Source organism: Dyadobacter koreensis, from assembly GCF_900108855.1.
Lineage (GTDB): Bacteria > Bacteroidota > Bacteroidia > Cytophagales > Spirosomataceae > Dyadobacter > Dyadobacter koreensis.
Genome location: NZ_FNXY01000004.1, coordinates 389802 through 409622, shown reverse-complemented (window position 1 = coordinate 409622; position 19821 = coordinate 389802). Strand labels below are relative to the sequence as shown.

General features: G+C 41.0%; 22 protein-coding genes. 5 read left to right on the top strand and 17 right to left on the bottom strand.

Going from position 1 to position 19821, the window contains the following annotated elements:
• Positions 1 to 90: 90 nt before the first annotated feature.
• The 8 genes from BMY70_RS14020 to BMY70_RS13985 form a co-directional block, all read right to left on the bottom strand.
• Positions 91 to 1029, bottom strand: a complete 939-nt coding sequence (locus BMY70_RS14020; RefSeq protein WP_090335819.1) for a bifunctional riboflavin kinase/FAD synthetase — start codon at positions 1027 to 1029, stop codon at positions 91 to 93.
• The gene (gene truB, locus BMY70_RS14015) at positions 1026 to 1727 is read right to left on the bottom strand and encodes a tRNA pseudouridine(55) synthase TruB (protein WP_229209608.1); all 702 of its coding nucleotides are present in this window, start codon (positions 1725 to 1727) and stop codon (positions 1026 to 1028) included. Before truB ends, BMY70_RS14020 begins: the two co-directional genes overlap by 4 nt.
• Before the next feature lie 44 nt (positions 1728 to 1771).
• Entirely contained in the window at positions 1772 to 2551 is a 780-nt protein-coding gene (locus BMY70_RS14010; protein WP_090335818.1) for an undecaprenyl-diphosphate phosphatase, read from the bottom strand.
• Positions 2548 to 2763, bottom strand: a complete 216-nt coding sequence (locus BMY70_RS14005) for a DUF3098 domain-containing protein (RefSeq protein ID WP_090335817.1) — start codon at positions 2761 to 2763, stop codon at positions 2548 to 2550. Before BMY70_RS14005 ends, BMY70_RS14010 begins: the two co-directional genes overlap by 4 nt.
• Positions 2764 to 2801: 38 nt before the next feature.
• Positions 2802 to 3683, bottom strand: coding sequence for a cell division protein FtsX (locus BMY70_RS14000; RefSeq protein ID WP_090335816.1), 882 nt, complete (start codon positions 3681 to 3683; stop codon positions 2802 to 2804).
• Between the two features lie 136 nt (positions 3684 to 3819).
• Positions 3820 to 4419 (bottom strand): bifunctional nuclease family protein, encoded by a 600-nt coding sequence (locus BMY70_RS13995; protein WP_090335815.1) that lies wholly within the window; start codon positions 4417 to 4419, stop codon positions 3820 to 3822.
• A gap of 274 nt (positions 4420 to 4693) precedes the next feature.
• Entirely contained in the window at positions 4694 to 5659 is a 966-nt protein-coding gene (locus tag BMY70_RS13990; RefSeq protein ID WP_090335814.1) for an electron transfer flavoprotein subunit alpha/FixB family protein, read from the bottom strand.
• A gap of 57 nt (positions 5660 to 5716) precedes the next feature.
• Positions 5717 to 6454 (bottom strand): electron transfer flavoprotein subunit beta/FixA family protein, encoded by a 738-nt coding sequence (locus tag BMY70_RS13985; RefSeq protein WP_090335813.1) that lies wholly within the window; start codon positions 6452 to 6454, stop codon positions 5717 to 5719.
• A gap of 169 nt (positions 6455 to 6623) precedes the next feature.
• Between BMY70_RS13985 and BMY70_RS13980 the strand changes: the two genes are divergently transcribed.
• Positions 6624 to 6950, top strand: a complete 327-nt coding sequence (locus tag BMY70_RS13980; RefSeq protein WP_090335812.1) for an enzyme of heme biosynthesis — start codon at positions 6624 to 6626, stop codon at positions 6948 to 6950.
• Positions 6951 to 7134: 184 nt separating this feature from the next.
• The gene (locus BMY70_RS13975; RefSeq protein ID WP_090335811.1) at positions 7135 to 7491 is read left to right on the top strand and encodes a hypothetical protein; all 357 of its coding nucleotides are present in this window, start codon (positions 7135 to 7137) and stop codon (positions 7489 to 7491) included.
• 66 nt (positions 7492 to 7557) lie between these two features.
• On the opposite strand, the gene BMY70_RS13970 is transcribed toward BMY70_RS13975, so the two are convergent.
• Both BMY70_RS13970 and BMY70_RS13965 read right to left on the bottom strand, forming a co-directional pair.
• Entirely contained in the window at positions 7558 to 8862 is a 1305-nt protein-coding gene (locus tag BMY70_RS13970; protein WP_090335810.1) for a Gfo/Idh/MocA family protein, read from the bottom strand.
• Positions 8863 to 8925: 63 nt separating this feature from the next.
• Positions 8926 to 10254, bottom strand: a complete 1329-nt coding sequence (locus BMY70_RS13965) for an acetylxylan esterase (protein ID WP_090336513.1) — start codon at positions 10252 to 10254, stop codon at positions 8926 to 8928.
• A 136-nt stretch (positions 10255 to 10390) separates the two neighbouring features.
• On the opposite strand from BMY70_RS13965, the gene rluF reads away from it, so the two are divergent.
• Positions 10391 to 11128, top strand: coding sequence for a 23S rRNA pseudouridine(2604) synthase RluF (gene rluF / locus BMY70_RS13960; protein ID WP_090335809.1), 738 nt, complete (start codon positions 10391 to 10393; stop codon positions 11126 to 11128).
• 310 nt (positions 11129 to 11438) lie between these two features.
• Positions 11439 to 12704, top strand: a complete 1266-nt coding sequence (locus tag BMY70_RS13955; RefSeq protein WP_090335808.1) for a serine hydrolase — start codon at positions 11439 to 11441, stop codon at positions 12702 to 12704.
• Between the two features lie 10 nt (positions 12705 to 12714).
• Here the strand turns inward: BMY70_RS13955 and lspA are convergent, their stop codons facing one another.
• Genes lspA through BMY70_RS13920 form a run of 7 tightly spaced genes read right to left on the bottom strand, consistent with a single transcriptional unit; the run spans position 12715 to position 19091 of the window.
• Positions 12715 to 13215 carry a signal peptidase II gene (gene lspA, locus BMY70_RS13950; RefSeq protein WP_090335807.1) on the bottom strand — a complete coding sequence of 167 codons (501 nt, stop codon included), beginning with the start codon at positions 13213 to 13215 and terminating at the stop codon, positions 12715 to 12717.
• Between the two features lie 21 nt (positions 13216 to 13236).
• Positions 13237 to 14139 carry an alpha/beta hydrolase gene (locus BMY70_RS13945; RefSeq protein WP_090335806.1) on the bottom strand — a complete coding sequence of 301 codons (903 nt, stop codon included), beginning with the start codon at positions 14137 to 14139 and terminating at the stop codon, positions 13237 to 13239.
• A gap of 31 nt (positions 14140 to 14170) precedes the next feature.
• Positions 14171 to 15181, bottom strand: a complete 1011-nt coding sequence (locus tag BMY70_RS13940; RefSeq protein WP_090335805.1) for a phosphotransferase — start codon at positions 15179 to 15181, stop codon at positions 14171 to 14173.
• A 36-nt stretch (positions 15182 to 15217) separates the two neighbouring features.
• Positions 15218 to 16300, bottom strand: coding sequence for a winged helix DNA-binding domain-containing protein (locus BMY70_RS13935; RefSeq protein ID WP_090335804.1), 1083 nt, complete (start codon positions 16298 to 16300; stop codon positions 15218 to 15220).
• A 28-nt stretch (positions 16301 to 16328) separates the two neighbouring features.
• Positions 16329 to 17021 carry a 3-keto-disaccharide hydrolase gene (locus BMY70_RS13930; RefSeq protein WP_090335803.1) on the bottom strand — a complete coding sequence of 231 codons (693 nt, stop codon included), beginning with the start codon at positions 17019 to 17021 and terminating at the stop codon, positions 16329 to 16331.
• A gap of 24 nt (positions 17022 to 17045) precedes the next feature.
• Complete coding sequence (locus BMY70_RS13925) at positions 17046 to 18557, bottom strand: glycosyltransferase family 39 protein (protein ID WP_218148627.1); 1512 nt, start codon at positions 18555 to 18557, stop codon at positions 17046 to 17048.
• A 42-nt stretch (positions 18558 to 18599) separates the two neighbouring features.
• Positions 18600 to 19091 (bottom strand): GNAT family N-acetyltransferase, encoded by a 492-nt coding sequence (locus BMY70_RS13920; RefSeq protein ID WP_090335801.1) that lies wholly within the window; start codon positions 19089 to 19091, stop codon positions 18600 to 18602.
• Positions 19092 to 19217: 126 nt separating this feature from the next.
• Here BMY70_RS13920 and BMY70_RS13915 point away from each other — a divergent pair, with 126 nt between their 5' ends.
• On the top strand, positions 19218 to 19808 hold the full coding sequence (locus tag BMY70_RS13915; RefSeq protein ID WP_090335800.1) for a GDSL-type esterase/lipase family protein: 591 nt from the start codon (positions 19218 to 19220) through the stop codon (positions 19806 to 19808).
• Positions 19809 to 19821: the final 13 nt, after the last annotated feature.

Below are 19821 nucleotides of genomic sequence, written 5' to 3'. Positions count from 1 at the left end.
AATGAATTTTAAAACAGAGAAGATGAAAGAAAAACCCCGAAGTACTTATGGATTCTACTTCGGGGCCTTTAATCATATGTATTTTTTTACCTACGAATTCAGATGCTCAAAAAATTCATTGGTACTTTCTTTATCTTTTTTTATTTGTTCAATCAGCGAATCCAGCCCGTTAAACTTTTGTTCAGCTCTCAGGTAATGTAGCAATTCAACCGTCAGATCTTCACCATAAATTTCTTTGTCAAAATCAAACAAATTTGCTTCGATTGTACGAAATGTACCATCCACGGTCGGGCGAACGCCGATATTAAGCATTCCTCTGTATGCGATTCCTTCATAAATGGCATTGATGACATATACTCCGTTTGCAGGAATTAATTTGTAGGATTCGTTGAGCTGTATATTTGCGGTCGGAAATCCAATTGTTCTTCCAAGTTGTTTTCCTTTAACAACGACTCCTGTGATCGAATAGGGCCGGCCTAATAAGTGCATGGCTTCGTCCACATTTCCGGACAACAAGGATTGTCGGATTCGGGAAGAGCTTATCGCCAGATCTTCTATATCCTGACGAGGTATTTCCTCGACATCGAACCCATAACTGAAAGCATTTTTTTGTAAAAAATCAAAACTTCCTTCACGGTTTCTGCCAAAACGATGATCATAACCTATGACCAGTTTCTTGGTGCCGATTTTGTCAACGAGAATCTGGCGGATGAAATCATCCGAGGAAAGCTCTGAAAATGCCCGGGTGAAAGGTATAATTGCAAGATGCTGAACACCCATTTCTGCAAAAAGCTCGATTTTTTCTTCAATGGTCGAAAGCAGCTGCAAATCCTGGCTATCTTCCGAAACTACCATACGGGGATGAGGCCAGAAAGTCAGCACAACAGACTCACCGCCAGACAGATTACTGATTTCTTTTAGTCTTGCAAGAATTTTTTTATGACCAATATGCAGGCCGTCAAAAGTACCACTGGTTACTACGGCACATTCCAATCTTTCAAAGGAATCCAGGCTGTGGTATATATTCATTCGTCAACCGGTAACTTCAATTCAACACGTTTTTGATAAATGAATTCGGTCAGATTGTGCGCATCTTTCAATTCAAAGGCGCCAATTCTTGTGCGGCAAAGAACGCTCAAATACGCTCCGCTTTCTGCTGCCGTACCGAAATCTCTTACAATACTACGAATATATGTACCTTTTGAACAAATGATACGAAAATCGATGGATGGAAAATTCGTGGCGTCAATTTCGAAAAGAGAAATTTCAACCGTTCTTTTTTTAATTTCAGCTACTTCTCCTCGGCGTGCTTTTTTGTAAAGACGTTCACCGTCAACTTTCACGGCGGAATAAATCGGAGGAGTCTGCTCGATGGTGCCCAGGAAGGTTTTTCTTACAGATTCCAGGAGGTCAGCGGAAATGTGGGAGACAGGATATTCCGCATCAAACTCTGTTTCCAGATCGACAGAGGGTGTTGTCTTTCCTAAAACAAATGTACCGGTATATTCTTTTTCCTGCGCCTGGTAGGTGTCAATAATCTTGGTTTTTTTTCCTGTACACAAGATCAGCAAACCGGTGGCAAGAGGATCCAAAGTCCCGGCATGACCAATCTTGTTATATTTACAGGCTCTTTTTATTTTATTGACAACATCAAATGACGTCCATTTGAGAGGTTTATCAATCAACAGAACTTCCCCTTCGTCTGGTATGGTAGTATCGTTACTCAAACTATTTTTATCTAAATTAAATACGCTCGGCCTTCCCCGCAAGTTTACACAATATCAAGTTTATAACCGGATGCCAAAAGTCCCAAAAGAATGAGTCCCAAAATGATGCGGTAATATCCGAACACTTTGAAGCCATATTTTGTAAGGAAATTAATGAAAAACTTTATTGCCAGCATCGCCACGACAAACGCAACTAAGTTTCCGATTAATAACGTTTTGATATCAGAAGCCTGAATGGTGTCATATGTTTTCAAAAGTTTGTAGCCACCGGCCGCAGCCATCGTTGGAACCGCCAGAAAAAAAGAAAATTCAGCGGCTTGTTTGCGTGAAAGGCCCTGCAACATACCTCCAATAATTGTCGATGCGGAGCGGGAAACGCCTGGGATCATCGCGATACATTGAAAAAAACCAATTTTCAAAGCGTCAAAATAGGATATTTCTCTTTCACGCGTATTGTCATTGTTGATACGATCGATGAACAACAAAATAATACCGCCTACTAAAAGCGAAATCGCTACAACGATAACATTTTCAAGCATCGAGTCAATCAGGTCATTCAGAAGAAAACCAAGGACCGCTGCCGGAAGGAAAGCGACAAAAAGCTTGAAATAAAAGTCTGTGGACTGGAAAAAACGTTTCCAGTATAATACAACAACCGAAAGTATGGCTCCGAATTGAATATTAACCGTAAACATTTTGGTAAATTCCAGATGGCTGATCCCCATAAATGAGGATGCGATGATCATATGTCCGGTGGAAGAAACGGGTAGGAATTCTGTGATTCCTTCAACAATTGCTAAAATGATTGCCTGCCAGATGGTCATGAATTAACGGGTTTACGTAAAATAGCCCAAAACTCAATGATGAAACCCAGGATTACGATCACAGGCCCAACGGTTAACCCAAGCAAACCAAAACCAAATTCCTCGGTATCTAGACTCATAATTAAAAATCCGCCAAGAATTACGGCTAATCCAATCAGCATCATTTTGTAGTTTGATGCTCCAAATGGAAGATTGTTTTTTGTGTTGCTCATAAATTAATTGTTGATAGTCAATAATCTTTTTAACTCGATTAATATAAATCATCCAGTGCCATGCGAAGATAACGCGCAAGGGATTGGTAGGTGCTTGCAATGCCGATCATGATTCCCAGCGCCAGAACCACTGCCACCAGAATAACGATTTTGTCGTATTCCTGTAACATTGCCAGACCTTCGACATTTCTGACGGCTACCTGCTGCAAACCTATCAGCAGACCGCCGGCCAGGACACCACCGATTGTTCCCTGCATTGCGCCGCGAAGGATATAAGGGCGCTGAATAAAACCGTTAGTAGCACCAACCAGCTGCATACTTCTGATCAGAAAACGCTGAGAATAAATTGCCAGCTTAATCGTATTGTTTACAAGAAGGACAATAATTATCAACATAATAAGTGCAAAACTTGCAAGGACTGCATATATTTTTGTCACGTTACGGTTGATGTTGTCAGCAAGATCTTCCTGATAAACGACCTCGTAAACACCTTTGATGGTTTCGATATCTTTTTTGATCTGCTGTAATTTAGATTCTTCGAAATAGTCTTCTCCAATTTTTACGCGGTAGCTGTCACGTAATGGATTTTCTCCCAAAAAGGCGGTGAAGTCTTCCTTTGTGCCTTCGATAAATTCTTTGGCAGCCTCTTCTTTTGAAACGAAAGTAATCGGGGTTGGAGTCTCTATTGCCGCAGAGACATAAGGTTTTGTTTTCAGCACGGTCAAAATAGAATCCTGGCCCGCCTTGGTTACTTCTTTGTCGATGAATACTCTGACTTCTATATTCTGGCGTATAATGGAGACCAGTTTTTTAGACTGAATTACCAGAAGTCCGCAAAATCCAATCAGGAATAATGCGGCCGTCAGACTCATAACAATCATCGCATTGGGATAACTGCCAATTTTTTTCTTTTTAGGCATAAAAAGGGATATTTCTCAAACCGGTTTTATTCAGACTTTCGAATGAAGTATTGATGGCAAAATTAATGATTAATATAAGACTGCTGGCTCAGGAGCAACAATCTTAACTATTTTTAACGAAAGAAAACTGCCGAAATTAATTTCTGCGGCCCATTTCATCACGGATTTTTGCCGCTTTTTCGTAATCTTCTTTTGTAAGTGCATCGTCCAGCATGCGTTGGAGTTCATCGTACGAAAGATCTCTCATCTGGTCTGTAAGACTTCCCCGCGACTGCAAAGTTTCCTTGATTGCATCTTCTTCATCCTCGTCTTCGTCTTCAGAAATGGAACTGGAAATAATTCCTGCCTCAGAAAGAATAGCTTCATAGGTATAGATCGGGATATCGAAACGCAACCCAATTGCGATCGCATCGGACGGACGCGCATCAATTTCAACCTCTCTCAGACTGTCTTTGCAAACAATTTTAGCATAAAAAATACCTTCTTTCAAATCAGAAATGACGATTTCTTTCAAGGTATAATTCATTCCTTCCGCAAACGATTTAAATAAATCGTGAGTCATCGGCCGGTTAGGGACGATGTTCTCAATTTGTACGGCAATTGCCTGCGCTTCGAACACGCCAATGATAATGGGAAGGCGACGGTTTCCTAATTCTTCACCCAACACAAGAGCGAAGGAACCGGCCTGAGACTGGCTTGGGGAAAGCCCCAATATTTCTAACTTAATTTTTTTCACGTTTGGACTTTAATGGACTAACGCAACGTTTTTGCAAACAGTTCTGGTGATTTTGCGCAATGGGTACTAAGATTTTTTCAACTTGGAAACAAGACCGGTCTTATGTATTTTAAGTATGGTTTTATTGAAATAGTACTGTTAATCAAGGTGCTATCTCAATAAAAATACGTCTTATTTTACACATTCCACAACGGGCCATTGTTTTAGTACGCAAAAATAAAAAACCCGCCCTGCATAAAAAAATGCAAGGCAGGGTATAACTGAAAACAATTCGTCATTTGAGGTCTTGAACGGCCTTCGTGAGCTTAGGTAAAACGTCGAAAATATCGCCGACAATTCCATAATCTGCGGCTTTGAAAAAGGGAGCTTCGGGGTCTTTATTGATTACCACAATATATTTAGATCCGTTAACTCCTGCTAAATGCTGGATAGCTCCTGAAATACCACAGGCAATGTATAGATTGGGGGCAACTTTAATTCCGGTCTGTCCGATATGCTCATGATGCGGCCGCCAGTCAAGATCGGACACCGGTTTGGAGCACCCTGTTGCAGCACCGAGCGCGTGAGCGAAATCCAGAAGTGGCTGCCAGTTATCGGGCCCTTTCATACCACGTCCTCCTGAAACAATGATGTCAGCTTCGGTTAATGATAATTCCGAGCTTGCTTTTTCAATCTGGCCAACGGATGCCAGGAAATCAGAATCACGCAATGTGGGAGTGAAAGACTCAATTTTAGCGATTCCCGTGCCTTCTAAGGCTTCAATCGCGTTTTTCTTGACAACCAGAATTTTTATATCTGACTTGACTTCAACCGTCGAAAATGCTTTGCCGGTGTAAATGCTTCTTTTCACACTGAACCCATTGTCTATGACAGGCAATTCGGTAACGCCAGAAACAATTCCGGCTTTCAGTTTGGCCGACGCGCGCGCGGCAACAGCGTCACCCAATCCGGATTTGGAAATGATGATCACTTTGCTGTTTTCCTGTTGAACAGCCTGAGCCAAAACATCCGCGTAAGCAAGACTGTTTTCATGGGATAATTTTTCATCGGAAACGTGCAAAACTTTCGTTGCTCCGAAATTCCCTGTTTGTTCCAGGGCAGAAGTTTCCGCTGCTCCAAGTGCTAAAACGGTCGCTGTGGTACCGGTTAATTTTGCTACTTCCGCGCCATAAGCGACAGCTTCCAGCGAAGTTTTTTTAACCGATCCATTATCTAATTCAACAAATATGAGTACTGACATCTTGATCAATTTTAGAATTCTGACCGTAGTCTAACTTTCCGGCCAATCAATATTTTTTTAAATAACTTTCGCTTCTGTTCTCAGAAGTTTAATCAGCGTTTCGGCCTCCGATGCGGGGATCATCCTGCAGGCGCCTTTTGGTGCTGGCAGTGAATATTGTTCGGGAATCGTCATTTCTTCCACAGAAACAGGCTCCACGACAACAAGCGGTTTTGTTCTGGCCGTCATGATGCCACGCATATTGGGAATCTTCCATTCAGAAATAGGCTCCTGACACCCAAGAACAAGTGGTAACTCCGCTGTTAAAGTTTCTTTCCCTCCATCAATTTCACGCGCAAGTGTAGCGGTCGTACCGCTGATTTCCAGTTTCATGACCGGCGAATAGGAGGGTATTCCCAACATTTCTCCAACCAATCCATGCACAACGCCGCTATTAAAATCAATGGATTCGCGTCCCATCAAAATAAGATCATATTTATTTTCAGAAGCAATATGAGCAATCTGAGCAGCGGTAAAGTATGAATCGACAGGATCTGCATTAATCCGGATCGCATCATCCGCACCGATTGCCAGGGCTTTACGGATTTGGGGATCAGCTTCTGCTTCGCCTACGTGGAGAACGGTTACCGATCCTCCAAGCTGCTCTTTCAGCTCGACAGCCCGCGCAAGTGCATAATCATCATATGGTCCGATTATAAATTGTACACCAGCTTTGTTAAGTTTGGTGTCATTATCGGTAAAAGTTATTTTAGCCGTCGTATCCGGCACATTGGTAATACATACGAGTATTTTCATGATAAGGCTAGAAGTTGATGAATGTATATAACTTTAATTTAGGCCTCGAATGAATTCTAAACCTCCAAAGCAGTACATGCGATCGTTCGTTATAATTTTTTTTAGAATAAATTTATAGTGGCGAATATACAGAAAAACTTAAATAGTATGCAAGCATAACAATATTAAAATGAAAAACTCACTGCTGGAAAATCTGATCGCTTTTTATGAGGAGGACCCTGACGATCCTTTCAATATCTATGCACTTGCGCTGGAATATCAAAAGTCTGACCTTGGCAAGGCAGAGGTGTATTTTGATACACTTCTTGAACGTCATCCTGACTATCTGGCAACGTATTACAACGCCGGAGCTTTTTTTGCAGGGCTGGAAAAAAATGAAAAAGCCGAGATTATTTATCAGAAAGGTATTGATTTGGCGTTAAATATGAAGAATACCAAAACGCATCAGGAATTGTTGAGGGCTTACCGTTTTTTCCTGGACGAACTGGAAGATTAGTCTCTATGTAATGAATTTTATTTTGTAGTCTGACGAAAAAGTAGTAGTTTTCCCAATTGGTAAGAAATGTGGCTTGTTTGGCGACTATTTTAGGTTACGACGCTTTCACTCTTCTCAGGTTTTAGTTTAATATTTTACGTTGAGTTTCCCCGTCGGTCGGGGAGGAAATCATTCATTGTTATTTATGGAAAAGGAATCATTTATTCCCATTGTTGTAAAATGGGCACAAGCTCATGGTTTTAAGGAAATTCAGGCCAATATGGAAGGCTTTGAAACACCAAAATCATACGAAAGAGCTGCTGATAATGAGAAATTCACGCCGGATGTTACAGGTGTGAATATGTTCAACAGACATTATCTGGAAGTGTCCATGAAAACAGACCAACTTCGGGGAAGTGTTTCTAAATGGAAGCTTTTGAGCGAATTGGCAGGAATGAAAGGCGCCAAATTGTATCTTATGGCGCCACGTGGTCACGTCCGTTTCACACGTGAAATCATCACGCAATATAACATTCCGGCAGAAGTCATCAAGATTGACTAATTGCCGTCAAGAAATTATAAAGCCGGCCTTGCGTTTTCGAAACGCCAGACCGGCTTTTTTGTTATGCTACACTGTTGGATACTGCCACTCGCCCCGGTAGTCTCTTTTCAATAGTTTGTTTGCATCTTCGTCACCCGGGATTATCTCTTTTTCTCCGTCCCAGATTATACTTCTGCCAAGTTTGTAGGAAAGCATACCAAGTAAAGCAAGATTGGTGGAGCGCTGCCCAACTTCAATCTCGCAGACCGGCGGAGTATTTGTTTTAATTGATGATAGAAAATTTGCCCAGAGCTGTTGAATGTTCTGATCATCCGGTTTGTTCAGTTGGGCATCCTGATGAATAATGGGTTTATTCGGATTGCTTGGATAAAACGTCCAGCCATCTAGCCAGCCCATATGAAATGTCCCCTCGGTACCATAAAAATAAACACCGACCGCCTGTTGCGGATGCGTTTTTTCAGCATTATTTGCGGCAAAATTCCGGTGTTCCCATTCCAGCGTAAAACCATCAAAATCATACACAGCCACCTGGTGATCGGGTGCGTCCGTATTATCCTGTCGAATCGCACGTCCTCCCGTTGAATAAACTTTTTTCGGATATTTTTGTTCAGACCACCAGAGTACCTGATCCAGCCAGTGAATTCCCCAGTCGCCAAGGGTTCCGTTTGCAAAATTTAGATAATTCCTGAATCCCTTTGGATGGATGGTCTTGTTATAGGGAACAAGCTGTGCCGGCCCGCAATACATATCCCAATCCAGTCCTTTCGGAATTTCTGAATCCGGCGTTTTCTGTCCCGGCCCACCACCGTAATGAACAAAAGCACGGGCCATACCAACCTTTCCGGCTTTTCCGGATTTAAGAAACTCCATTCCTGATACGTTGTGCGGAGAAACCCTCCGATGAGTTCCAACCTGAACGATACGGCCGTGTTTGCGGGTTGCATTAACCATTGCTCGTCCTTCCTGTATCGTGTGACAAATCGGTTTTTCTACATATACGTGCGCTCCGGATTCGATCGCAGCGATACAACACAAAGCATGCCAGTGATCGGGTGTGGCCACGATTACAATCTCAGGTTTTTCTTTTTGCAGCATTTCCCTGAAATCCTTGTAAAGTTTCGGTTTATCAGGAGTCAGTTTGGATATTTCAGCGGAAGTAACTTTTAGCTGATTTTCGTCCACGTCGCACATAGCAACGACCTTTGATTCGCCCGCTTGAATTGCGCAGCGCAGAATATTTGTTCCCCACCACCCGGAACCGATCAGGGCGGTTTTATACTGTGTTGTTCTTTTTAGGGAGGTCAGCAACGGTAGTGAGGAAAATGCCGCTCCGGCCAATACAGATTGTTCGATGAATTTTCTACGGTCCATATGGAAGGTGTGAGTGATAGAATGAATGATTGAGAGAATGATGGACTGCTCCAAAATAACGAACTATTTACCCGGTTTTAATTTGCTGACCAGCCAGTTATTCATCATATCGCGCTCTTCGGGATAAGTCCAGTGACCTGTTTCCAGATATAATTTTAATTCTTTCGGTGCAGTTGTGACGTTGTATGCAGAATACATTGAAGTCGGAGGGCAAGTTTCGTCGTTGTATCCCCACATATAAAAGCCCGGAACTTTAACACGTCTGGCGAAATTAACCACATCATAATATCCGACTGTCGCCAGTTTTTCTTTGGTATTATTGAATTTCATATTGATTTTGTCAAAAAAGTGAGGCCATCCTCCGGCTCTGCCGTTCAGGTAGCCGGTAACATCACTCAAAGCTGGATAAAATGCACCAAGCCACTTCACACGCGGGTCAATTCCAGCCGTAATGATTGATAGTGCCCCGCCCTGGCTTCCGCCGGTAACTGCAAGATTGGAACCGTCAAATTGAGGCAAACTCGTCAAAAAATCATTTGCCCTTATACATCCAAGATATACACGTTTGTAATAAAAGCGATCTTTGTCATCCAGATTATAAGCTGGATATCCGTTTAATGCTCCTTGCCCCAGATCCGTATAAACAGATGGGTCCATGATCACCGAGATACCATGGATTCCAATCTCAAAAGTGATAATATCCTTTTCAGCCATGGCCACATCGCCGTAATACGGACGAACACCGGCGCCTGGTACTTTTAGCAATGCCGGATATTTTCCTTCTTTTTTAGGGATTGTCAAAATTCCGTACAGACGGACATTGGTTCTGAAATTTTGTAAATTGACATGGTAAACATTTACTTTTTCTGTACAGCGCTCAGGCAATAAAGTCATTTTGGCATCCATTGGAACACTCGCCAGTTCTTTTTTTGCGGCATCCCAAAAGGCATCAAAATCAGCTGGATTCGTTACTGTTGGCTGAATTTTTTCAGGTTCAAAACCAGCGGTTGCGAGCCCCTTATATTCGCCGCCATCGACGTTAGTGAAAGCGATACACCTCAAAAATCCGGGAGATTTCAGAGTACCTGCGTCCACGGTAATGGTTCCGTTCGCCGCTGTTTTGCTTTCTTTGATGGTTGCTTCCATTTTTTCCGGACCGATCTCATAGCGCACCGGAGCATTTTTTACAGGATTACCGTTTTGAAAAACGGATATTGTAAATTTTACCTTGTCACCAGTTTTGTAAGTCCAGTCTTCCCGATCCGGCGCGACCAGGATTTTAACAGCGCGCTCGATGGGCTGTGCAATATTTTGTCCCAGAGACAGCCAGAGAAAAAATATCAGAAGGTAGAAGCGACTGTTTGAAATGTCAGATTTTACAGTGTTTCGCATAAAAATTATTTGAAAATTATTAACCATTGGTATAGAAAGAGTCTATGTGGCTGTTTCTTTGATTTCAATCCGATTTTTTTTGCAATCTTTAACTTGCCAGTAAAAATTCATTATTAATTTTCAATAGCAGTATAAGTTGATTCGCATAAATAAATTTATCAGTGAGACAGGATTCTGTTCACGCAGAGAGGCAGATAAGCTCGTAGAGCAGGGGCGTGTAACGCTAAACGGAAAACAGGCAGTTTTGGGAGATAAAGCAACCGACGGCGATGAAGTGAAGGTTGACGGAAAACCGCTTAGGGTAAAAAAAGCAGGTATTTATATCGCTTTTAACAAACCGGTTGGGATAACTTGTACGACTGAGCGACAGATCCATGGCAATATTATCGATTACATAAAACATCCGGAACGTATATTTCCCATCGGCCGATTAGATAAGCCTTCTGAAGGCCTTATTTTTCTGACAAGTGACGGTGATATTGTAAATAAAATATTACGTGCCGGAAACAACCATGAGAAGGAATATGTGGTGACGGTCGACAAACCAATCAAGGCGGATTTTGTTCAAAGGATGAGTAACGGAGTACCGATTCTTGATACAGTGACAAAGAAATGTTTCGTACGGAAAGACGGGACTTATGTCTTTACAATTATTCTGACACAGGGACTGAACCGTCAGATTCGCCGGATGTGTGAATATCTTGGATATAGTGTAGCAAGGTTGAGGAGAGTGCGGATCATGAATGTAACGCTCGAAAATTTGCCAGTTGGAAAGTGGAGAAACCTGACTGAGGAAGAATTAAACCTGATAAATGATTCAATTCAAAATTCGACAAAAACAGAGGAGGGGTCGTATCTGGAAGATGAAGAGTAAGTCCTGATAAGACATTTTGGTACGTGGCATCTTTGAATTGCATTTGTTCGTTTTTTTTAATATTTTGGTTATCTGCACTGCCCCTTGTTCGGCAGAGATAGAAGATTGACAATTTGAGTTATCCGGAATAGCCGATTACTTTTAACGGTAAGTGCTTCGCGAAAAATGCAAATTATAATTTTCGAAAGCGCTAACTTCTGTCATACAAGTATAAGGAAAGAATTAGCCGCTTCACGGAACTTGCAGAGCACCATTATATTTGGATTAAGATGTAAGATATACAAATACATAAAAGTGTTACCGATTAAATATGAATCTGAAATATTTACTGACAATCGTTACTTGCTTAATTGGTTTTGATCTGTATGCCCAAAAAACAGATTCATTATTCTTAGAGAATCTTTTCAAAAGTAAACCGGAATTATTTTCCGGCATCTTAAACCATCCGCAAAAAAATCAGGTACAGGTTCTTTACACACAGATTGACAGGGATAAGAATAATATTCCTCACTTTAAGACTTTTAGCTACAATCTGGATGACCATCGCTACTTTTTCCCCGCAAGCACCGTAAAACTTCCTACCTTAATTTTCGCACTGGAAAAAATCAATGAGCTGAAAATTCCTGAGCTGACAGGGCGAAGTACCATGATAACGGGCGCTGATTTCGAGAAACAGACACAAGCAGATACCGATTCTTCGGCGCAGAACGGCTTGCCTTCAATCGAACATTATATCAAAAAAGTACTTTTGGTAAGCGATAACGATGCGTACAATCGACTTTACGAATTTGTTGGCAGGGCAGAAATAAACCAGCGTTTGAAACATTATGGATTAAATACCAGTAGAATTTTAAATCGTTATGCCGTGAAAGATACAGAAATGACATCGAGGCATACAAATCCAATCAAATTCTTCAACAAGGGGAAAATAATTTATTCGCAACCGGGGAAATATGATGCTGCGGATTATCCGATAAAACTCGATAATCTAATTATGGGAAAGGCTTACCTCGACAGTTCGGACAAGTTGGTCTACAAGCCTTTTAATATGGCGAACCGTAATGCGTTTAGTATGACCGATCAACAGGAAGTGATGAAAAGACTTATTTTTCCGGAAGTTTTTCCGGTAAAGGACAGATTCAAATTGAATGCGGAAGATTACAGGCTTATCTACACTTTCATGAGCAAGTATCCGACAGAAAGTGATTTTCCGAAGTATGATCCAGCAGAGCACTGGGCAACCAGTGCTAAATTTCTGTTTTACGGATCGAATAAAAACAGCAAACCAGACCCCGATATCCGGATCTTTAACAAGTATGGAGACTCATACGGTTTTATCATTGATAATGCCTATTTTGTTGACTTCGAAAACAAGGTAGAGTTTCTGCTTACCGCAGTTGTACAGTCGAATGAGGATGAAATTTACAATGATGGAAAATACGAATATGAGGAAGTTTGTTATCCATTTATGAGAAACCTCGGGCAGGTTATTTACCAGCTCGAACTGGCGCGAAAAAAACGATATCTGCCGGATTTAACTAAATTTCGAATGGATTACACTGGATCAAATAATTGAAACAGGGTGCCTAATGGGACAATTGATTTCTGTTATAGAAAGACTGGGCGAGAAATAAGCCCATTCCGACCATGATGGAAACATCTGCCATGTTAAAAATTCCGGTTTGAAAAACGCCCAGGTCTATATGAAGGAAATCGGTAACTGAACCATGAACCACCCGGTCGTAAATATTTCCGATCCCACCGCCGATCGCAAAGCTCAAAGCCAGCATACTCATTTGTGAAATATTTTTTCGTAGAAACATATAGCCAATTCCGAAAGCCAGTGCCAAAATCGGAATCCCGGAAAGGAGAATGAATTTCAGCGTTTCAGGCAAGGCACTTCCTAAGCTTAAAAAAGCACCTTCATTTTCTACGCGTGTCAATGTAAAATAATTACTGATCAGGCTGATATTTTCGTAGTAACCAACTTTCTGGCGCACAATGTTTTTAGAAATCTGATCGCAGCCGATATTGGCGACGAGCACAAAAAGGATCGCGATATTGGTTATTAACTTTTTGGTGTCCATCTTAAATTTTAATTGTATCCGCTATTTCAGATGCGTTTTCAGAAACGAAGAAATTTTCGTTCTGTAAGATTCAACGTCAAACATCTCGCCATAGTGCGGGGCATTTGGAACAACAGTCAATTCACTTTTTACATTCACTTTACGAAGGTAAGAATTCAATAACACAGACTGTGTGTATGGTACCGACTCGTCTTTCTCTCCATGAAATATCAGAAAAGGAGGATCGTTCGGATCTACATAGGTTGTTGGGCTCGCCATCGTTGCCAGATCAGGCCGTTCCAGAATCGTTGCGCCTAAAAGTGATGTAACTGCGTCTGTCGGGTCATTGATTTCAACTTTTGGTATGAGTGCCAGGAAATTTGATGGCCCGTAAAAATCAATCACCGCCTTAATCTTAAACGGAACATTTTTACCTCTTGCACTGAATTGTTTTACGTCATTATTGTTTGATAGTGCCAGAAGCGATGCAAGATGTCCGCCAGCTGAAAACCCGACCAGCGCGATTCTGTGTTTATCAATATGATATTTTTCGGCATTGGTATATAACCAGCTGATCGCCTGGTTACAGTCCTGAATTTGTGCAGGAAAAATCGCATCGGTACTATACCGGTAATCAATGCTGGCGAGGGCATAGCCCTGTTCGATAAAGGAACTGACAGTGTTTCTCATGTAGCCCATGTCTGCAAATTTATCATTGAGTTTCCATGCGCCGCCGTGAATCCAGACTACCAGCGGGAGATTTCCTTTCACATTTTGGGGAAGATAAATATCCAGTTTATGGCCTTTCAAAGTATCTCCGGCGTAAGCCAGATTGTCGTGCATTATTGTCCCTTCCGGAAAAATTCGCTTGATTTTTTCAGGAATTTGCGCGTTAACACAGGTGGAGATTACCAAAATACAAACGATAATATTTAATGCTTTCATAATGGAATTTTGTTTAAACGATCCGATTTTTTTAAAAAACAGACTTACGCATATTTGACGAAATCATATTGTAATCAGCCCATCTTTTTAAGATCATCTTAATAAATCGTTCGAGATAGATTTCATTTATGAAAACGTTCGACCAATTATCAAATCGCTGACACTGAACGCCGAGATAGAAAAAATAAATTGCAGTGCTTAAAAAAGGTATGCTTCGTTTTTCTTCATTGCTGATTGGTGCAACCGATTCATATCCTTTAAGAAAACTATTCAGTTTTACGTTGTATTCTTCTTCGTCCTTTTCAAGATTAAAAAGCTGCATCACATAATAGCCAATGTCCAGGGCTAGCGGACCGTTTCCACAAAAATCGAAGTCAAAAATTATCACTTCCTGATCTTCGGAAAAGTGCATATTATCAAACCAGATATCCAGATGAACAGCTCCGTTTCTAATTTGCGACATGTCAATTTTTTGAAATTCTTCTTCTAAAAGTTCTTTCAAACCGCTCATGTATGCCAATTCCGGATTTTGCGGACTCATAAATGATTTTAGGCATTCGAAAGATTGCTCAAGTAAAACATCCGCTGTATAATTAACCCGTTCCAGTGTTATGTTTTCGGTGACGCGATGGATACCCGCCATTACCTGACCAACTTTATAATGAATTTCAGCGGAATAATTTAACAGTTTCGACCCGTCAGCATGAGAGAATAAAACCGCATAACGGAGACCTTCCGGGGCATTTAATTCTTTGATGTAATCACCATTCTGATCCGCGATAGGGAAAGAAACCGGGAGCTTATTTTCTTTCAGCAAATTAATAAGACGGAGTTCTTCCAAAATTTCATTTCTTGTGCGCCAGTCCAACGAATAAATGCGGAAAACATATTTTTCCTTAACAGTCGTAATGAGATAGGTATGGCTGATCCCGGTTTTCAATAACTTGCAGGAAACCCCGTTGTTAAACTGGTATTCTTTTTGAATAAATTCAGCCAGGTGATCTGGTGAAAGTGTTGAATTCGTAACAGGAAAAACAGTCATTTGCTAAGTATTGTTAATGTGTTTTGAATTTTATTTTTACCTGTCGCTTTCCGCTATGGATTTCCCGATAAATCCACTGAATTTTTTGATTGCAATATTTATATTTTCTTCCTCCTTTTTCTTCAGCTTTTTAAAGTACTCGGTTTCAATATTTACGCCTTTGTTTGTGACCGTACGTTTCCAGCTTCCCACGATTTCGCCATCTGATACAATCATTCTGTTGTACGGAATATTCAATTTGAAATTTTTCAAAATATCAGGCGTAGGAACAAAAATAGCACTTCGGTCTTTGTAACTCATTCCATATTCATCATAATCCGGCATCAGAAAAGTTGACTTGGTTTTACTGTTGTTTTGTTCAACCGGAGATGAATAGATATAAATTTTGTCCTTAAATTTTTCATGCACAAAATCGTTGGAAAGAGCGGCAATTCCTGCTTTCACGTCCTTTACAGTGAGTCCTGACCACATGACAAAATCCTGCAATTGTGCAGGGCCACGGCTGGTGAAATACTGGCTGGTGAGCTTTATGACCGCTTCTTCATGTGTAAGCGGCTTTGCAGCAGGTACGCGCTCATCAATTAAAGCATATGTAAATTGTTTCCCATCCCTCGGTCCGCTGCAGATAAGATTATCAAGTTCGGCCTTCATCATCAGGCAACCCAATCGGACACTGTCTCCGGTGACAATTTTTTTATCAAGTTTTTCTTTTAATGCGTTGCGGGTTAGGGATTTGCCACCTTCCAGTTCTTTGATCAGAATATCATTGCAAGTATTGAAAGTTTGAGCATCGATTTCACATTTTCTATACATAAATGCATTGATCGCGTTAACCCGCGGCGCTGTAAGCGCAATCATCCAGCGGATATCTTCCGGCGCAACAAAGTGCCAGGTTGGCCGCATGAGATGCGTTCGAAGAATCCGGCCTTCATTAAAGGCCTCTTCAACGGATTCATCAGTTGTGCCCGGAACACGTAAACCAATCGCCCATTTAGCCATCGCATATTCCTGAGCCTGCATCGCGACCATGTATTTTACAATATGGTCGGGTCGTGTGAAATCGCTATGGGTAATTTTCTGGTTAACTAAACGTAAACGAATAATGTCAGCTGTATCCATAATTTCCTTGCCATGAATTCTTTCAGCATTATTTTGTTAATGCGGTGATCGGCGTCAATTCAACTTTTTTAAATTCCACTTCCGCTCCTTCGGCCTGTAATGCGATCTGACCTTTCCGGGCTGTTGCGTTGTATCCATAGTTTACGAAATCGCCGTTCAGCCAAACCTTGATTGAGTTTTTTACACATTCAATAGTCATACTATTCCATTCGCCAAGCGGTTTTTCGCTGTCATCGGTGAGATTTGGAATCCGGCGAAGTTTATCGCCGTTAACGCCCCATTTTTCTTTTGGTCCCCGGCGTTTTTCCATATCCGGCGTTGTTATATCTTCCTGGATGCACCAGAAATCTCCAGCATTTCGATGCATCATCTGAACTTCGATTGATTTTGGAAACATATCATACAAAGCTCTGGGCGTTGAAACAAAAACCAATGCACCGCAATTCCCAGGTTTTCCGGCAAAACGGTATTGGAAGGTCAGACGAAAATTCTCGTATTGCGCGTCCGTTATTAAATGTCCGCCAGGTGTTCCCAGACTTACTAAAAGTCCATTTCTGATAATAAAAGGTGTTTTAAGATTTGGATCCTTATCCATATCCGGAACGTCGGTATGCCATCCGTTCAAGTTTTTTCCGTTAAAAAGACTTTTGGTTTTCTGTGCTACGGAAACGAAGGGCGCCGCGAGAAAAAAGCAGCTGATGACCAGGAAATGTTTTTTCATTTTATGTTAATTCGGTTTTTATTATCAATGCCAGCGGTTTTCTTCGATATCGCCTTCTATTATTTTATTAATAGAAACTTTGGCGCCGACAAGTTCGTAAATGGTTGCTCCATACTCCCTTGCATATTGATTTTCAATTTTTCCAGTCAGTGAAATCTTTTCGAAAAGCGGCTGCTCTTTTTTTCTTTCCTTATCGTCATCGTCAGAATCCTGTATCAGGATAACGTTTTTTATTTCTTCGTCAAGCGGAACCCAATTGATATAATCCGCATTCATTGTCACGGCCTGAATATGATATTTGGAGTAGTAATTAATTGCACCGGCCTGGCCATAATTATCGCAAAGAATAAGCGTATGCTTTTTGTCATCCAGTTTTTCATAAGTTGCATCGACCTTCTCTGCCAATTCTTTCCAGCCAAGCATATCTGCAAAATCCTGCGGTAATGTGTGATCTTTTCCGTCTTCCCAACGTAACAAGCCAAGATCTTTATACCGTTCAGAATTTTCGGCGATTTCTTTCGGGCTCTTTGTTGGGAAACCAACTCTGAAAAGAATTATTGAACAAAGCAAAATAATTGCCACAGCTACCGGACGAAGCCATTTAATATTATTGGTAAGCAGCGTTTCAAGATATACAGAGCCAAAAGAAAACAGGATAGGGTAGAGCCCGATCGCGTAATATCCTTTCGCTTTCAGGAAAATAAATAAAGCCATTGTAAAAGCAAACGCCCAAATAAATGTCTGAAACTTTTTAAATGGCGGATACCTGAGCAGTGAAATGAACGCCGCGATCAAAATAAAGATCGAGCCCATAAAATAGAGAATCTGCTCTTTCAAAAAGTCACTGGTTTTAACATTTACAAGTTGTGTTTTAGAGAGTAATTTCATATGATGGACAACAGGGAAATCATTCTGGTATTGCCAGATCAGGTTTGGCAATACCATGAGAAATGCGATGCCTGAGGCATAGTATAGGTGTTTATTCAGGAAAATTTTCCTCTTTGTAATCAATAAAGCAGGAGTAATTCCGATAACCTGGAATAAAATATTGTACTTATTCAGAAAACCGAAAGCCAGGACAATCGCCGAAGCATAAAGCCAGATGTTGTTTTCCGAATCTACATATCTCAGGATCGTATAATAAAGCAAGGTCCAGCAAAGAATATCTACAGAATTTGGCTGGTATAACATGTTGATCCTGAGTAGTACCGAAAAGGTGATGGCTGTCGCTCCGAGAATTAACGCGAATAAATTGCCTTTCAGAATTTCGATTGCCTTCCAGACAATCAGCAAGGTCAACGATCCGTATAAAGCCGGAAAAAATTTCACCCAAAACTCCGAATTTCCCAAAGCCAGGATCAGCCAGGAATTCCATGACGTGAAGGGAGGAACTGACAGATAGCCCCAAGCAAGGTGTTTGCCCTGGTCGAGATGGAGATACTCGTCGCGGTGTAAGTCGTATTCGGAACCGATGACGGCGTATTGGAGTATAAATTTCAATAAAATGAAAAACAGAAGCAGTAGTGTTTTTTTCAAGGATATCGGGAGTTTGGATCGTAATATTATGATTTTCGATACTCAGGAGTTAACATTATATCTCATAATAAGAGCAACATGTTCGGTATTCTCGTGCGGGAAAATGATTTTATTTTCTTTATCTAAAACAAAACCGGATTTTTCGTAACAGGAAATCGCTGGGTGATTATCCTCAAAAACATACAAATAAATGATGTCGGGATTTAACCTTTGTTTGCATTCCTGAATTAGTAAATCGACAAATTTTCCACCCAGACCTTTGCCGCGGTTGTTCTTTTCGCCAACCAACAATCTACCCAGCCGTGGCGTGTTAATATCATTGACGATGATTTCTCCAAAAGCAAATGCTTTTTCTTCGCTATCAAAAGCCATATAGAACTGACGTTCAGGATACTGTTTCTGATACTCGAAAATTTGAGATTGTGTCAAGGGGAATGTCCAGGCCGTGCCGGCAAACTGAAATAAAAGTTCAGCATCGGTGACCCAGCTCCGAAGCAAGTCAAAATCCTCGACGGTATACTTTTTAAGGCGCATAGAACAGGCTAAACGGTAGTTTAATTTATATTTTGGAATAATGACCTAAACTTAACCGAGAGTTAACATCATTCCTATATCTTTGGTAGGAGTGGTATACAGAAAGTAAAAATTATCCGGCAACCTATGATTTGGTACGAAGAGGAAGTTTTAAGAGTTGAAAAAGTTTTGTCTAATTTAGAATATTTGCCTGAAACTGTCTTCTATGGCAGCTCAACTTTTACTTTATGGGAAACATTATATACTGATTTTCAAGAGTTCAAGCCAATAAATCTTGGCTTTGGCGGTTCGACACTTGGAGCTTGTGCCTGGTTTTTTGACCGTATTTTTACTCCCGTCACAGCAGTAAAATCCATATTGATCTACGCCGGAGATAATGATCTTGGCGATGGAAGACAACCGGAGGAGGTATGTCTCTTTTATCGTCAGCTGATATGCAGTATAAGAGAAAAGTTTGGAAACATTCCTTGTACGTTTATTTCGATCAAGCCAAGTTTGCAGCGCTGGCCGATCATTGAGCAGATCAAATCGGCAAATAGTTTGATTAAAAAAGAGACTGAAAGTGATCCTTTTCAGCGGTACATCGATATTTTTCCTTTGACTTTAAATGAAGAGGGTTATCCCAAAAGATCGTTTTTTGAAGAGGACGGACTTCATTTGAGTAAGGAAGGGTATGCGGCCTGGAAGGAAGAAATAAAAAAAATATTAGCCAGATAAATTAATACTCAAC